General features: G+C 67.6%; 23 protein-coding genes. All 23 read left to right on the top strand.

From position 1 onward, the window contains the following. The first annotated feature begins 3 nt into the window (after positions 1-3). The 23 genes from rplB to rpmJ all read left to right on the top strand — a co-directional run bounded on the left by rplB (position 4) and on the right by rpmJ (position 14,176). Positions 4-843, top strand: a complete 840-nt coding sequence (gene rplB / locus J2Y46_RS07340; protein WP_045301487.1) for a 50S ribosomal protein L2 — start codon at positions 4-6, stop codon at positions 841-843. 12 nt (positions 844-855) lie between these two features. After that, positions 856-1,137, top strand: coding sequence for a 30S ribosomal protein S19 (gene rpsS / locus J2Y46_RS07345; RefSeq protein ID WP_045275479.1), 282 nt, complete (start codon positions 856-858; stop codon positions 1,135-1,137). Between the two features lie 22 nt (positions 1,138-1,159). After that, positions 1,160-1,558: a 50S ribosomal protein L22 gene (rplV, locus tag J2Y46_RS07350; protein WP_045301488.1), complete on the top strand. Its 399-nt coding sequence runs from the start codon at positions 1,160-1,162 to the stop codon at positions 1,556-1,558. Next, positions 1,558-2,340: a 30S ribosomal protein S3 gene (gene rpsC / locus J2Y46_RS07355; protein WP_045301490.1), complete on the top strand. Its 783-nt coding sequence runs from the start codon at positions 1,558-1,560 to the stop codon at positions 2,338-2,340. Before rplV ends, rpsC begins: the two co-directional genes overlap by 1 nt. Then, positions 2,340-2,759, top strand: coding sequence for a 50S ribosomal protein L16 (gene rplP, locus J2Y46_RS07360; RefSeq protein WP_018171451.1), 420 nt, complete (start codon positions 2,340-2,342; stop codon positions 2,757-2,759). Before rpsC ends, rplP begins: the two co-directional genes overlap by 1 nt. Further along, the gene (rpmC, locus tag J2Y46_RS07365; RefSeq protein ID WP_045301493.1) at positions 2,759-3,073 is read left to right on the top strand and encodes a 50S ribosomal protein L29; all 315 of its coding nucleotides are present in this window, start codon (positions 2,759-2,761) and stop codon (positions 3,071-3,073) included. The genes rplP and rpmC overlap by 1 nt, the downstream gene beginning before the upstream one ends. Then, entirely contained in the window at positions 3,073-3,405 is a 333-nt protein-coding gene (rpsQ, locus tag J2Y46_RS07370; protein WP_052676892.1) for a 30S ribosomal protein S17, read from the top strand. Before rpmC ends, rpsQ begins: the two co-directional genes overlap by 1 nt. Continuing rightward, a complete protein-coding gene (gene rplN, locus J2Y46_RS07375) occupies positions 3,402-3,770 on the top strand; it encodes a 50S ribosomal protein L14 (protein WP_045301495.1) in 369 nt (122 codons plus the stop codon). Before rpsQ ends, rplN begins: the two co-directional genes overlap by 4 nt. Positions 3,771-3,774: 4 nt before the next feature. Continuing rightward, the gene (gene rplX / locus J2Y46_RS07380; RefSeq protein ID WP_045301497.1) at positions 3,775-4,134 is read left to right on the top strand and encodes a 50S ribosomal protein L24; all 360 of its coding nucleotides are present in this window, start codon (positions 3,775-3,777) and stop codon (positions 4,132-4,134) included. A 2-nt stretch (positions 4,135-4,136) separates the two neighbouring features. Next, positions 4,137-4,727 carry a 50S ribosomal protein L5 gene (gene rplE / locus J2Y46_RS07385; protein ID WP_045301499.1) on the top strand — a complete coding sequence of 197 codons (591 nt, stop codon included), beginning with the start codon at positions 4,137-4,139 and terminating at the stop codon, positions 4,725-4,727. 155 nt (positions 4,728-4,882) lie between these two features. Next, positions 4,883-5,281 carry a 30S ribosomal protein S8 gene (gene rpsH / locus J2Y46_RS07390; RefSeq protein ID WP_045301501.1) on the top strand — a complete coding sequence of 133 codons (399 nt, stop codon included), beginning with the start codon at positions 4,883-4,885 and terminating at the stop codon, positions 5,279-5,281. Between the two features lie 6 nt (positions 5,282-5,287). Then, positions 5,288-5,824, top strand: a complete 537-nt coding sequence (rplF, locus tag J2Y46_RS07395) for a 50S ribosomal protein L6 (RefSeq protein ID WP_045301503.1) — start codon at positions 5,288-5,290, stop codon at positions 5,822-5,824. Between the two features lie 2 nt (positions 5,825-5,826). Beyond that, complete coding sequence (gene rplR, locus J2Y46_RS07400; protein WP_045301506.1) at positions 5,827-6,186, top strand: 50S ribosomal protein L18; 360 nt, start codon at positions 5,827-5,829, stop codon at positions 6,184-6,186. Beyond that, positions 6,183-6,872 (top strand): 30S ribosomal protein S5, encoded by a 690-nt coding sequence (gene rpsE, locus J2Y46_RS07405; protein WP_084695719.1) that lies wholly within the window; start codon positions 6,183-6,185, stop codon positions 6,870-6,872. Before rplR ends, rpsE begins: the two co-directional genes overlap by 4 nt. Continuing rightward, the gene (rpmD, locus tag J2Y46_RS07410; RefSeq protein ID WP_018171461.1) at positions 6,872-7,057 is read left to right on the top strand and encodes a 50S ribosomal protein L30; all 186 of its coding nucleotides are present in this window, start codon (positions 6,872-6,874) and stop codon (positions 7,055-7,057) included. Before rpsE ends, rpmD begins: the two co-directional genes overlap by 1 nt. Next, entirely contained in the window at positions 7,057-7,668 is a 612-nt protein-coding gene (gene rplO / locus J2Y46_RS07415; protein WP_052676893.1) for a 50S ribosomal protein L15, read from the top strand. The genes rpmD and rplO overlap by 1 nt, the downstream gene beginning before the upstream one ends. A gap of 99 nt (positions 7,669-7,767) precedes the next feature. Beyond that, positions 7,768-9,090 (top strand): preprotein translocase subunit SecY, encoded by a 1,323-nt coding sequence (gene secY / locus J2Y46_RS07420; RefSeq protein ID WP_045301508.1) that lies wholly within the window; start codon positions 7,768-7,770, stop codon positions 9,088-9,090. Continuing rightward, positions 9,087-9,680: an adenylate kinase gene (locus tag J2Y46_RS07425; protein ID WP_045301510.1), complete on the top strand. Its 594-nt coding sequence runs from the start codon at positions 9,087-9,089 to the stop codon at positions 9,678-9,680. Before secY ends, J2Y46_RS07425 begins: the two co-directional genes overlap by 4 nt. Positions 9,681-9,684: 4 nt before the next feature. Then, positions 9,685-10,527, top strand: a complete 843-nt coding sequence (gene map / locus J2Y46_RS07430; protein WP_310241371.1) for a type I methionyl aminopeptidase — start codon at positions 9,685-9,687, stop codon at positions 10,525-10,527. A gap of 10 nt (positions 10,528-10,537) precedes the next feature. Then, positions 10,538-11,236 (top strand): thioredoxin domain-containing protein, encoded by a 699-nt coding sequence (locus tag J2Y46_RS07435; protein ID WP_310241373.1) that lies wholly within the window; start codon positions 10,538-10,540, stop codon positions 11,234-11,236. Between the two features lie 114 nt (positions 11,237-11,350). Beyond that, complete coding sequence (locus tag J2Y46_RS07440; protein WP_310241375.1) at positions 11,351-13,624, top strand: choice-of-anchor A family protein; 2,274 nt, start codon at positions 11,351-11,353, stop codon at positions 13,622-13,624. Between the two features lie 149 nt (positions 13,625-13,773). After that, on the top strand, positions 13,774-13,995 hold the full coding sequence (gene infA / locus J2Y46_RS07445; protein WP_018171468.1) for a translation initiation factor IF-1: 222 nt from the start codon (positions 13,774-13,776) through the stop codon (positions 13,993-13,995). A gap of 64 nt (positions 13,996-14,059) precedes the next feature. After that, on the top strand, positions 14,060-14,176 hold the full coding sequence (rpmJ, locus tag J2Y46_RS07450; protein WP_005050492.1) for a 50S ribosomal protein L36: 117 nt from the start codon (positions 14,060-14,062) through the stop codon (positions 14,174-14,176). Positions 14,177-14,332: the final 156 nt, after the last annotated feature.

The raw sequence follows: 14,332 nt of genomic DNA on the forward strand, positions 1-14,332 counted from the left end.
GATATGGCTATTCGCAAGTACAAGCCCACGACCCCGGGTCGCCGCGGCTCGTCGGTGGCCGACTTCGCCGAGATCACCCGATCGACGCCCGAGAAGTCGCTCCTCCGCCCGCTCAGCAAGACCGGTGGCCGCAACAACCAGGGCCGCATCACCACGCGTCACATCGGTGGTGGCCACAAGCGTCAGTACCGCGTCATCGACTTCCGTCGTAACGACAAGGACGGCATCAACGCCAAGGTCGCTCACATCGAGTACGACCCCAACCGCACCGCGCGCATCGCGCTCCTGCACTACTTCGACGGCGAGAAGCGCTACATCATCGCGCCGAACAAGCTGTCGCAGGGCGACATCGTCGAGTCGGGTCCCTCGGCCGACATCAAGCCGGGCAACAACCTGCCGCTGAAGAACATCCCCACCGGTACCGTGATCCACGCGATCGAGCTCCGCCCCGGCGGCGGCGCGAAGCTGGCCCGCTCGGCCGGTGCGTCGGTTCGCCTCGTGGCGAAGGACGGCCCCTACGCCCAGCTGCGTCTGCCCTCGGGCGAGATCCGCAACGTCGATGCGCGCTGCCGCGCGACCGTCGGCGAGGTGGGCAACGCCGAGCAGTCGAACATCAACTGGGGCAAGGCCGGCCGCAACCGCTGGAAGGGCATCCGCCCGACCGTCCGCGGTGTCGCCATGAACCCGGTCGACCACCCGCACGGTGGTGGTGAGGGTAAGACCTCCGGTGGTCGTCACCCGGTTTCGCCGTGGGGTCAGGCCGAGGGCCGCACCCGTCACGCGAACAAGGAAAGCGACAAGTACATCGTCCGTCGTCGCAACGCCGGCAAGAAGCGGAAGTAGGAGTAGAGGAAGATGCCTCGCAGCCTTAAGAAGGGCCCCTTCGTCGACGAGCACCTGCTTCGCAAGGTCGTCGTCCAGAACGAAGCCGGCACCAAGAACGTCATCAAGACCTGGTCGCGCCGTTCGATGATCATCCCGGCCATGCTGGGTCACACCATCGCCGTGCACGACGGACGCAAGCACATCCCCGTGTTCGTGTCCGAGACCATGGTCGGCCACAAGCTGGGCGAGTTCGCGCCCACCCGCACCTTCCGCGGCCACGTGAAGGACGACAAGAAGGGCCGCCGCCGCTGACGCGGGGGCAGAGGAGAGAGAAATGGTGGAGTCCATCGCACGCGTGCGACACATCCGCGTGACCCCTCAGAAGGCTCGTCGTGTCGTTGCGCTCATCAAGGGCAAGCAGGCTGAGGAGGCCCTGGCCATCCTCAAGTTCGCACCGCAGGGTGCGAGCGAGCCGATCTACAAGCTCGTCGCCGCCGCGATCGCGAACGCTCGCGTCAAGGCGGACAAGGACGGCGAGTACCTGGACGAGCAGGACCTGTACGTGAAGAACGCGTACGTCGACGAGGGCACGACGCTCAAGCGTTTCCAGCCCCGCGCGCAGGGTCGTGCCTTCCAGATCAAGAAGCGCACCAGCCACATCACCGTCGTGCTCTCGACCCCCGAGGTCGCGGAGACGGCGCCGGCTGCCAAGAGCAAGAAGGCGAGCAAGTAATGGGACAGAAGGTCCACCCCTACGGCTTCCGCCTCGGCATCACGACCGACCACGTGTCGCGTTGGTTCTCGGACTCGACGAAGCCCGGCCAGCGTTACGCCGACTACGTCGCCGAGGACATCCGCATCCGCAAGCTCCTGCAGACCCAGCTCGACCGGGCCGGCGTGAGCAACATCGAGATCGAGCGCACCCGTGACCGCGTTCGCGTCGACATCCACACCGCCCGTCCGGGCATCGTGATCGGTCGCCGCGGCGCCGAGGCCGAGCGCATCCGCGCCGACCTCGAGAAGCTCACCGGCAAGCAGATCCAGCTGAACATCCTCGAGGTCAAGAACCCCGAGGCCGACGCCCAGCTCGTCGCGCAGGGCATCGCCGAGCAGCTCACCGCTCGCGTGGCGTTCCGCCGCGCGATGCGCAAGGGTCTGCAGGGTGCTCAGCGCGCCGGCGCCAAGGGCGTCCGCATCCAGGTCTCCGGCCGCCTCGGCGGCGCCGAGATGAGCCGCTCGGAGTTCTACCGCGAGGGTCGTGTGCCGCTGCACACGCTGCGCGCGAACATCGACTACGGCTTCTACGAGGCGAAGACCACCTTCGGCCGCATCGGCGTGAAGGTCTGGATCTACAAGGGCGACCTCACCAACAAGGAGCTCGCTCGCGAGCAGGCCAACGCGCCGAAGTCGGACCGTCGTCGTGACGACCGTCGTGGCGGCCCGCGTGGCGACCGCGGCGAGCGTGGCGGCGACCGCCGCAACGAGGCCCCCGTGGCAGAAGGAGCGTCGGCGTAATGCTCATCCCCCGCAAGGTCAAGTACCGCAAGCAGCACCACCCCGGCCGTTCGGGCCAGGCCACCGGTGGCACGAAGGTGTCGTTCGGTGAGTTCGGCATCCAGGCCCTCACGCCCGCTTACGTGACGAACCGTCAGATCGAGTCCGCTCGTATCGCGATGACCCGTCACATCAAGCGTGGCGGCAAGGTGTGGATCAACATCTACCCCGACCGTCCGCTCACGAAGAAGCCGGCCGAGACCCGCATGGGTTCCGGTAAGGGTTCGCCCGAGTGGTGGGTCGCAAACGTCAAGCCGGGTCGCGTCCTCTTCGAGGTCGCCGGCGTCAACGAGGAACTCGCTCGTGAGGCCCTGACCCGTGCCATCCACAAGCTGCCTCTCAAGGCACGCATCATCAAGCGCGAGGAGGGCGACGCGTAATGGCGATCGGCACCAAGACGCTCGCCCCGAGCGAGCTCGACACGTTCGAAGACCAGCGCCTCGTCGAGGAGCTGCGCAAGGCCAAGGAAGAGCTGTTCAACCTGCGCTTCCAGTCGGCGACCGGCCAGCTCGAGAGCCACGGCCGCATCCGTGCGGTCAAGCGCGACATCGCGCGGCTCTACACCGTGATCCGTGAGCGCGAGCTCGGCATCCGTGCCACGCCCGCGCCGCTGGAGACCGCGACGAAGGCGAAGAAGACGAAGGCCAAGAAGGCGGATGCCGCTGACGAGGCCGCGAAGGAAGAGGCCGAGTGATGGCTGACACGAAGAAGGCCGCTGACGCGGTCGAGACCAAGGGCCACGAGTCGAGCGAGCACGATGTGCGCGACGTCGACGCCCGCGGTTACCGCAAGGCCCGCCGTGGCTACGTCGTCAGCGACAAGATGGACAAGACCATCGTCGTCGAGGTCGAGGACCGCGTGAAGCACCCGCTCTACGGCAAGGTCATCCGCCGCACCTCCAAGGTGAAGGCGCACGACGAGACCAACTCCGCCGGCATCGGCGACCTCGTCCTCATCAACGAGACCCGCCCGCTGAGCGCCACCAAGCGCTGGCGTCTGGTCGAGATCCTGGAGAAGGCCAAGTGATTCAGAACGAGTCCCGCCTCAAGGTCGCCGACAACACGGGCGCCAAGGAGCTGCTCACCATCCGCGTTCTCGGTGGCTCGAACCGCCGTTACGCGGGTCTCGGTGACATCATCGTGGCCACCGTCAAGGACGCGATCCCGGGCGGCAACGTCAAGAAGGGCGACGTGGTCAAGGCCGTCGTCGTCCGCACCGTCAAGCAGACCCGTCGTGCCGACGGTTCGTACATCAAGTTCGACGAGAACGCCGCCGTCATCCTGAAGAACGACGGGGAGCCCCGCGGCACCCGCATCTTCGGACCGGTCGGTCGTGAGCTTCGTGACAAGAAGTTCATGAAGATCGTCTCGCTCGCACCGGAGGTGATCTGACCCCATGGCCAAGATCAAGAAGGGTGACCTGGTTCAGGTCATCACGGGCAAGAAGCAGGACAAGGGCGGCGACCGCGGCAAGCAGGGCAAGGTCCTCGAGGTCCTGTCCGAGCAGAACCGCGTCATCGTCGAGGGCGTGAACTACGTCACGAAGCACAACCGTGTCGGTCAGTCGCAGCGCGGCACCAAGACGGGCGGCATCGAGACGATGGAAGCCCCCATCCACATCTCCAACGTCCAGGTCGTCGACCCCTCGACCAAGAAGCCGACCCGCGTCGGCCACCGTGTCGAGGAGCAGACCAAGGACGGCGTGAAGCGCACCGTCCGCGTGCGTTACGCGAAGAAGTCAGGCAAGGACCTCTGAACATGAGCACCACCACTGCCGTGGAGGCTGGCAAGATCCAGCCCCGCCTGAAGCAGAAGTACAACGCCGAGATCAAGAAGGCGCTGCAGGACGAGTTCGGCTACGAGAACGTCATGCAGATCCCGGGCCTGGTCAAGGTCGTCGTGAACACCGGTGTCGGCGAGGCCGCTCGCGACAGCAAGGTGATCGATGGTGCGGTCGACGACCTCACCAAGATCACCGGTCAGAAGCCGGTCGTGACCAAGGCCCGCAAGTCCATCGCGCAGTTCAAGCTGCGTGAGGGCCAGGCCATCGGCGCGCACGTCACCCTCCGTGGCGACCGCGCGTGGGAGTTCATCGACCGTCTCGTCAACCTGGCGCTGCCCCGCATCCGCGACTTCCGCGGCCTCTCGGGCGCCCAGTTCGACGGTCACGGCAACTACACCTTCGGTCTCCAGGAGCAGTCCGTGTTCCACGAGATCAACCAGGACAAGATCGACCGCGTCCGCGGCTTCGACATCACCATCGTGACGACGGCGAAGACGGACGCCGAGGGCCGCGCACTCCTGCGCGCCCTGGGCTTCCCGTTCAAGTCGGACGACGCGCAGGCGTAATTCCTGAATCGGATGCCTCGACCCGGGCGCATGCGCGCGGGTCGAGGCATCCCCAGAACCAGCAATTGAAAACTGGCACAACTGAACATGGCAATCATGGAAGGTCGTCTGCCGTGTAACGGCAGCCGATACCTCGTGAACAAAGGAATCAAGAAATGACAATGACAGACCCGGTCGCAGACATGCTGACCCGTCTGCGCAACGCGAACTCGGCGCACCACGACTCCGTGTCGCTGCCGAGCTCCAAGCTCAAGACCCACATCGCCGAGATCCTCAAGCAGGAGGGCTACATCTCCGCGTGGGAGGTCAGCGACGCCCGCGTCGGCTCGACCCTCACCCTGACGCTCAAGTACGGCCCGAACCGCGAGCGGTCGATCGCCGGCATCAAGCGCGTCTCGAAGCCCGGCCTCCGCGTGTACGCGAAGTCCACCGAGATCCCCCGCGTCCTCGGCGGCCTCGGCGTCGCGATCCTGTCCACCTCCTCCGGTCTCCTCACGGACCGTCAGGCAGAGCAGAAGGGCGTGGGTGGGGAAGTCCTCGCCTACGTGTGGTGATCTGACATGTCGAGAATCGGTCGTCTTCCGATCGACATCCCCGCCGGCGTGACCGTTTCGGTCGATGGCCAGGATGTCGCCGTCAAGGGCCCGAAGGGCGAGCTCCTGCTCACCGTGGCCCGTCCCATCGAAGTCAAGGTCGAGGACAGCCAGGTCGTCGTGACCCGTCCCGACGACGAGCGCGCCTCGCGTTCGCTGCACGGCCTGACCCGCACGCTCATCAACAACAACATCATCGGTGTCACCCAGGGCTACACCAAGGGTCTCGAGGTCGTCGGCACGGGTTACCGCGTCGCGCAGAAGGGCACGGCGGTCGAGTTCGCTCTCGGCTTCTCGCACCCCGTCCTCGTCGAGGCGCCCGAGGGCATCACCCTGACCGTCGAGGGCAACAACAAGCTCACGGTCGCGGGCATCGACAAGCAGGCCGTCGGCGAGGCCGCGGCCAACATCCGCAAGATCCGCAAGCCCGAGCCGTACAAGGGCAAGGGTGTGCGCTACGCCGGCGAGGTCGTTCGGCGCAAGGCCGGAAAGGCTGGTAAGTAACCATGGCTGTGAAGTCGAAGTCCGACGCGCGCGCGCGTCGTCACGCCCGCCTTCGCAAGAAGGTCGTCGGCACCACCGAGCGTCCCCGCCTGGTCGTCACGCGTTCGTCGCGTCACGTGTTCGTGCAGCTCGTCGACGACAGCAAGGGCCACACCGTGGCCTCTGCCTCGACCCTCGAGACCGACCTGCGTGCGTCCGACGCTGACAAGACCGCCAAGGCCCGCAAGGTCGGCGAGCTTCTCGCCGAGCGTGCGAAGGCCGCCGGCGTCTCGGACGTCGTGTTCGACCGTGGCGGCAACCGCTACGCCGGCCGTGTCGCGGCGATCGCCGACGGCGCCCGTGAGGGAGGTCTGAACCTGTGAGTGACAACAAGGAGAACATCGTGACCGAGCAGGCTGCTGCCGAGGCCCAGGCCCCGGCTGCTGATGCGCCCGCCGAGCGCGAGCGCGAGCCGCGCCGCGGTGGTCGCGAGCGCAACCAGACCCGCGGTGACCGCGGTGGTCGCGACCGCAACGAGAGCCAGTTCCTCGAGCGCGTCGTCACCATCAACCGCGTGTCGAAGGTCGTCAAGGGTGGTCGTCGCTTCAGCTTCACCGCGCTCGTCGTCGTCGGCGACGGCAACGGTGTGGTGGGCGTCGGCTACGGCAAGGCCCGCGAGGTGCCCCTGGCGATCTCGAAGGGTGTCGAAGAGGCCAAGCGCAACTTCTTCCGCGTGCCGCGCGTCGGCTCGACCATCCCGCACCCGGTGCAGGGTGAGGCCGCGGCCGGTGTGGTGCTGCTGCGCCCCGCCGCCGCCGGTACCGGTGTTATCGCCGGTGGCCCGGTGCGTGCCGTCCTCGAGTGCGCCGGTATCCACGACGTGCTGTCGAAGTCGCTCGGCTCGTCGAACACGATCAACATCGTCCACGCGACGGTGGAGGCCCTGAAGCAGCTCGAGGAGCCCCGTGCGGTCGCCGCGCGTCGCGGTCTCGACTTCGACCAGGTCGCCCCCGCCCGTCTCGTCCGTGCCGAGGCTGAGGCCGCGGCCGCTGCGAAGGCAGGTGTCTGATGGCTGCGCGCCTGAAGGTTACGCAGGTCAAGTCCAAGGTGAGCGAGAAGCAGAACCAGCGTGACACGCTGCGTTCGCTCGGTCTGAAGCGGATCGGCGACTCGGTCGTCCGCCCCGACGACGCGCAGACGCGCGGCTACGTCCGGACCGTCGCGCACCTCGTGAAGGTTGAGGAGATCGACTGATGGCTGAGAAGAACGACGCCGTCGAGGCCGAGAAGGCCCCGAAGAAGGCTGCTGCTCCCAAGGCTGCCGCCGAGAAGAAGGCCCCCGCGAAGGCTGCCGCCGCCAAGGCCGACAAGGCTGAGAAGGCGCCCGCCAAGAAGGCCGCCGCCAAGAAGGACGTCCCGGCCTCGCGCCCGGGCGTGCTGAAGGTGCACCACCTGCGTCCGGTCCCGGGCTCGAACACCGCCAAGACCCGCGTGGGTCGCGGTGAGGGCTCCAAGGGCAAGACGGCGGGTCGCGGTACCAAGGGTACGAAGGCCCGCTACCAGGTCAAGGTCGGCTTCGAGGGTGGGCAGATGCCGCTGCACATGCGCACCCCGAAGCTCCGCGGCTTCAAGAACCCGTTCCGCGTCGAGTACCAGGTCGTGAACCTGGACAAGCTCGCGGAGCTGTACCCGGCTGGTGGCGACGTCACCATCGGCGACCTGGTCGCCAAGGGTGCAGTGCGCAAGAACGAGAAGGTCAAGGTGCTCGGCACCGGCGACATCTCGGTGAAGCTCAACGTGTCGGTCGACAAGGTCTCGGCTTCCGCCGAGCAGAAGATCGTCGCCGCGGGCGGCGCCGTCAAGTAATACGCACACAGTGGGGGTCGGAGCTTGCTCCGGCCCCCACTGGGTTACCCTGGACGTCGGTACGTCTGCCGTGCCGATGCCCCCTCTGGAGGAATCCTCTTGTTCAGCGCCATCGCGCGGATCTTCCGCACCCCCGACCTTCGGCGGAAGATCGCATTCACCCTGGCGATCATCGCCCTGTACCGCTTCGGCGCGCACGTTCCTGCGCCCTTCGTCGACTTCCCGAACGTGCAGTCGTGTCTGCGGCAGTCCGCCGGCACCGAGGGCCTCCTCTCGCTGGTGAACCTCTTCTCCGGCGGCGCCCTCCTGCAGCTGTCGATCTTCGCCCTCGGCGTCATGCCGTACATCACGGCGACGATCATCGTGCAGCTGCTGCGCGTCGTCATCCCGCACTTCGAAACCCTCTACAAGGAGGGCCAGGCGGGCCAGGCCAAGCTCACGCAGTACACGCGCTACCTCACGATCGCGCTCGCGCTCCTGCAGTCGACGACGCTCGTCACCGTCGCGCGCAGCGGCCAGCTCTTCGGGACCACCGGTGTTCCCGAGTGCGAGAACCTCCTCACGAACGACGTGTGGTGGGCTCAGCTGCTCATGATCATCACGATGACCGCCGGCACCGGCCTCATCATGTGGTTCGCCGAGCTCGTCACCGAGCGCGGCATCGGCAACGGCATGTCGCTGCTGATCTTCACCTCGATCGCCGCCGCTTTCCCCGCCTCGATGTGGGCGATCTGGCAGTCCAAGGGCTTCGAGGTCTTCCTGCTCGTCCTGGCCGTCGGCATCGTCGTCGTCGCGCTCGTCGTCTTCGTCGAGCAGTCCCAGCGCCGCATCCCCGTGCAGTACGCCAAGCGCATGGTCGGCCGGCGCACCTACGGCGGCACGAACACGTACATCCCGATCAAGGTCAACATGGCCGGCGTCGTGCCCGTGATCTTCGCCTCGTCGCTCCTGTACATCCCGGCGCTCATCGCGCAGTTCAACCAGCCGCAGGCGGGCGAAGAGGTTCCGGCCTGGGTCGCATGGATCCAGCTGTACCTCGTGCGCGGCGACCACCCGCTGTACATGGCGCTGTACTTCCTCCTCATCGTCGGCTTCACGTACTTCTACGTCGCGATCACGTTCAACCCGGTCGAGGTCGCCGACAACATGAAGAAGTACGGCGGCTTCATCCCCGGCATCCGTGCCGGTCGCCCCACGGCGGAGTACCTGGACTACGTGCTCACGCGCATCACGCTCCCGGGCTCGATCTACCTCGGTCTGATCGCGCTCCTGCCGCTCATCGCCCTCGCGACGGTCGGCGCCAACCAGAACTTCCCGTTCGGCGGCGCCTCGATCCTCATCATCGTCGGTGTGGGTCTCGAGACGGTGAAGCAGATCGACGCACAGCTGCAGCAGCGCCACTACGAAGGGCTCCTCCGATGACGCGACTTCTTATCGTCGGCCCGCAGGGGTCGGGCAAGGGCACGCAGGGCATCCGCATCGCCGAGGCCTTCGGCGTCCCGGCCATCTCGACGGGCGACGTGTTCCGCGCCGCCGTCGCGGACGGCTCGGACCTCGGCAGCCAGGTCAAGGCCATCATCGAAGCGGGAGACCTGGTCCCCGACGAGCTGACCAGCGCCGTGGTGCGTGAGCGCCTGTCGCAAGCGGACGCCGAGGGCGGGTTCCTGCTCGACGGCTACCCCCGCAACGTCGCACAGGTCATGCACCTCGACGAATTCCTCGAAGGACGCGACGAGGAGCTCGACGCCGTGATCCTGCTCGACGTCCCGCGCGACGAGAGCATCTCGCGCATCGCGCTGCGCGCACAGGAGCAGGGCCGCACAGACGACACCGAAGAGGTGATCGCGAACCGCCTGTCGATCTACGAGCGTGAGACCGCTCCGATCCTCGGCGTGTACGAGGCGCGAGACCTCGTGGTGCACATCGATGGCATGGGCACTCTCGACGAGATCACCGAGCGGATCGTGTCCGCCCTCGAGGCGCGCGGGCTCGTCCGCGTCCCCGTCGCCTGATCCCGTGTCGCTTCGCCGTTCGATCTACAAGTCGCCCGCCCAGCTGCGGGCGATGGTGGAGCCCGGGCTCATCACGGCCGCGGCGCTCGACGCGGCCCGCAGCGTGATCGCTCCGGGCGTGACGACGGCGGAGCTGGATGCCGCGGCATCCGCTCTCATCACCGGCCGAGGCGCGAAGTCCAACTTCCAGATGGTGCGCGGGTACCGCCACACCATCTGCGCCTCAGTCAACGAAGAGGTCGTTCACGGCATCCCCGGCGACCGGGTGCTCGCGCCCGGCGACATCCTCTCGATCGACGCCGGCGCCGAGTACAAGGGCTGGAACGGGGACTCCGCGTTCACGTTCGTCCTCCCGGACGACAGCCGACCCGAGGTGGTCGCTGCGCGGCAGCGCCTCTCGGACGTGACCGAGGGGTCGCTGTGGGCGGGAATCGCCGCGCTCGCGACCGCGAAGCACATCGGCGAGGTCGGCACGGCGATCCAGGAGCACATCGAGGCGAACTCACCGGACTCCGGCACGTACGGCATCCTGCGCGAGTACGTCGGGCACGGCATCGGCCGCAAGATGCACGAGTCGCCCTCGGTGTTCAACTACCGCGTCGCCGATCCGGGCCCCGAGGTGCGGCCGGGACTGGTGCTCGCCATCGAGCCCATGGTCGTGATCGGCGACCAGGCCACGTTCGTCGAGGACGACGGATGGACGGTCTCCACGATCGACGGCACCGCCGGCTCCCACTGGGAGCACAGCGTCGCCGTTCACGAAGACGGAATCTGGGTGCTCACCGCACCCGACGGCGGCGCCGCGGGCCTTGCGCCCTTCGGCGTGACCCCGCGCGAGATCGCCTAGGAGGCCCCACATGGCGCAGACGGCACGCAAGACCAACTGGTTCGCGATCTGGGTGACCCTGGGCGTCGTGGTGGCGCTCGTCCTCGTCACCGTGCTCGTGGTCACCTTGAACAACGCGGCCACGCCCAAGCCGCTGCCGACCGAGGTGACCACGCCGTCCGCGTCGAACATCGACAGCGAGACCGGCGCGATCACCGTCGGCACCGGCGAGGACACCCTCGGCACCTACGTCGACTTCATGTGCCCCGTCTGCAACCAGTTCGAGCAGGTGTACGGCGCCGAGATCCAGAGCATGGTCGACGACGGCAGCATCACGCTCGAGATCCACCCGATCTCGATCCTCGACGGGCAGTCGAGCGGCACCCAGTACTCGACGCGCGCCGCGAATGCCGCCTACTGCGTCGCCGTCGCCGACGCCGACGCGTCGCTGCCCTTCCTGCAGGCGATGTTCGAGAACCAGCCCTCCGAGGGCTCGAAGGGCCTCACGAACAGCGAGATCCTCGACATCGCGTCGGGCGTCGGCGTCACGGGGATCGACGCCTGCGTCAACGACGGCACCTACGCCGGCTACGTCACGGCCATGACCGCCGAGACCCCGATCCAGCCGGGCTCTTCGGGCATCGGCACCCCGACCATCACCGTCAACGGACAGGTCATCGCGAACTCGTCGCTTCCGCCCGCGGGTTCGCTCGCGACGCTGTTCGAATAGGCGACGGGGCAGCGGATGCCGCGGCCGGCGGCATCCGGTGCTCCGCTGTCGTCTCTGCCGACGCTTCCGGCGCGCCACCCCCGCCACTACGCTTCGGCTAGGGAGGCGGGTGAGATGAGCGGAACCAGGCGGAGGTCGTTGTTGCGCACCGCTCTGATCGCGGCGCTCGGTGTGGCGGTGGCGGCCACACTCACGGGCTGGAGCGTGCTGGGTGTCGCGGATCCTGCGACGGCGGAGTTGGGGGAGTGTCCGCCCGGCACCATTCCGGGCCCGGGCAACTCCAACCCGATCTGGACAGACGACAACGTCGCCGTCTACGCCGGACAGGACTTCCGCGCGGAAGCGGGCGCGGCGGAGGTCGAAGGCCTCGTGATCGTCCAGGGGGACGCCGACTTCACCAAGTCACCGGGTGGCACCTTCAACGTCGGCTGGGTGGGCGTCGGGTCGGGTGTGGTTCCGACGCCGGGCGAAGTGATGCTCGCGGTCGGAGGCGATCTGTCGGTCGGAGCCGGCACCGTGCTCGATGTCGGCGCCAACGCCAGGGACGCCTCGGACGAGCTCCTCGGCGGCAACGTCGACGTCGGCGGGATCACCACGCCCGACTACGAGACGGACGGCTCTCGCTACAGGCTCAACAACGGTGCGCTGCAGCAGGAACTGGGCGCCGCGGCCACGGCTCCGTGGTCGACGTGGGGCGCCGACATCACGGCCGCATCGACGACGTACGCCGCCCTGCCCTCGACCGGAACGGTGACCGCAGCGTTCACGCGGATCGACTTCGTCGGTGACGGTGCGGCGACCCAGCAGGTCTTCACGGTCGCGTCGGGCGATCTCGCCGCCAACCCCGAGATCCACTTCACCGGCATCCCCGACGGCGCGACCGTCGTGATCAACGTGACCGGTTCGGGCCCCGTGACCTGGGCGCCCTACTACTTCGGCGACGGTGCCGACCGCGTCGACGACCCCGCCTCGCCCGACTTCGGCACGGTGGCGCAGCGCACCCTGTGGAACTTCGTCGCAGCGTCATCGGTGCACGTCGCGGGATCGTCCCAGGTGCTCGGCTCGATCCTGGTGCCGGCCGCCGATCCGGCGGCGGACCAGCCCGCGCTCCGCGTCACCGCGAGCACCAACGGGCGTCTGTACACGAACGGCACGATCGTGATGGACGGTGCGGGCAACGAGCACCACAACTATCCATGGATCGACCCGCCGTTCGACTGCATCCCCGAGCCCATCATTCCGCCGGCGACGGGATCCGTCACGATCGCCAAGGACATCTCGCCGGAGGATGCCGCCGTCCTTCCCGAAGGCGTGCTGTTCCACGGCACTGTCGTGTGCGAGCTTCCTGAGGACGGCGGCGAGGTCGTCGCGGAGTGGTACGTCGCACCCGGCGAGTCCGTGGTGGTGGACGGGCTGCCGGTCGGCGCGTCCTGTGTCATCCAGGAGTCGATCGGCGTGGGCTCGCGCGCGGTCGCGCCGTTGGTGCTCGTCGGCGCAGTGCTCGCTCCGACCTACTTCCTGTGGCAGACCCCGGCGTGGGATCCCTCGCCCCCGCAGTTCGTCGTGCCGGCGTCGGACGATCCCGTCCAGTTCACCTTCACCGTGACCAACGCGCTCGTGCGCGGGGCGTTCACGATCGAGAAGTCGGTGGAGGGCGAGGGCGCGCCGGATGCGGCCTTCACCGGCACCTGGTTGTGCACCCTCGCCGGCGCGACGGTCGGCGACGGCGAATGGTCGCTGCAGGCGGGGCAGGCGACGGAGCCGATCGAAGCGCTCGTCGGCGCGGTCTGCGCGGTCACCGAGACGACGCCGGCCGAGCCCGACGGCGGCAGCTGGTCGGCCCCGGTCATCGATCCGCCATCCGTGACCATCACCGCAGCGTCCGCCCTGGAGCCGCTGACGTTCGTGGTCACCAACACGTTCGTCCCCGAGCCGGTACTCGGTGGGTTCGACATCGTCAAAGCCGTCGACGATCCGGACGGCGTCGGCTTCGCCGATTCGTTCGGCGGCACCTGGTCGTGCACGGCGGAGGGCAGTGAGGTCGCCGGCGGCTCGTGGACCGCTACGACGACGGAGCCCTTCGCGGTCGACGACATCGCCGTGGGGGCGACCTGCAGCGTGACGGAGGACGCGCCCGCGGACCCGGCGGACGGCACATGGGGCGACGTCGAGATCGAACCGGCGAGCTTCGTCGTCGAAGACGCCGAGACCCGGGTCACCGTGACCGTGACCAACACGCTCGCTGCCGACGCTCCCGCGGCCGGGGGCGGCGAGCTCCCGGCCACGGGTACCACCGTGCCGTGGTGGGCGATCGCGGTGGGCGGGGGGCTGCTCATCGGAGGAGCCGTGGTCGTGCTCATCACCGTGGTGCGTCGCCGGCGTTCCTGAGTGCGAGCCGTGACCGCACCGCGGCCATTTGCCGCGGCATCCACTATCACGTATGCTTGATCTTTGGTGCGTTGCGCCTTTATTGGCGTGTCGTTGCACCGATCCCATCCACCGCAGATCGACCGGTCTGCACAAGTGTTAGCGAGCGTATGGCGAAGAAAGACGGTGTCATCGAGATCGAGGGCGTCGTGTCCGAGGCGCTGCCCAACGCGATGTTCCGCGTTGAGCTCAGCAACGGCCACAAGGTCCTCGCGACGATCTCCGGCAAGATGCGGCAGAACTACATCCGCATCATCCCCGAGGACCGTGTCGTCGTGGAGCTGTCGCCCTACGACCTCACCCGCGGGCGAATCGTCTACCGCTACCGCTAGACCGGTCGAGAAGTAACACCCCAGGCTCCGGCCTGCCCGGTGAAGACAGCGAAGAGAAGAAATCATGAAGGTCAACCCCTCCGTCAAGCCCATCTGCGACCACTGCAAGGTCATCCGTCGCCACGGTCGCGTCATGGTGATCTGCAAGAGCAACCCGCGTCACAAGCAGCGCCAGGGCTGACATCAGGTCTGGACGGATGCTGCGGCTCGCGGCATCCGTCATCCCACAACTGAATACGACTACAGGCAGCGTCAGAACCTCTCCGGAGGGGACACCTCGGGCTGGGGGCCCGGGCACCGACACTGCTCCACACCTCCACCAACTCTCAGGAGAACC

Origin of the sequence: Microbacterium sp. BE35, assembly GCF_031457705.1 — a bacterium.
GTDB classification, from domain to species: Bacteria; Actinomycetota; Actinomycetes; order Actinomycetales; family Microbacteriaceae; genus Microbacterium; species Microbacterium trichothecenolyticum.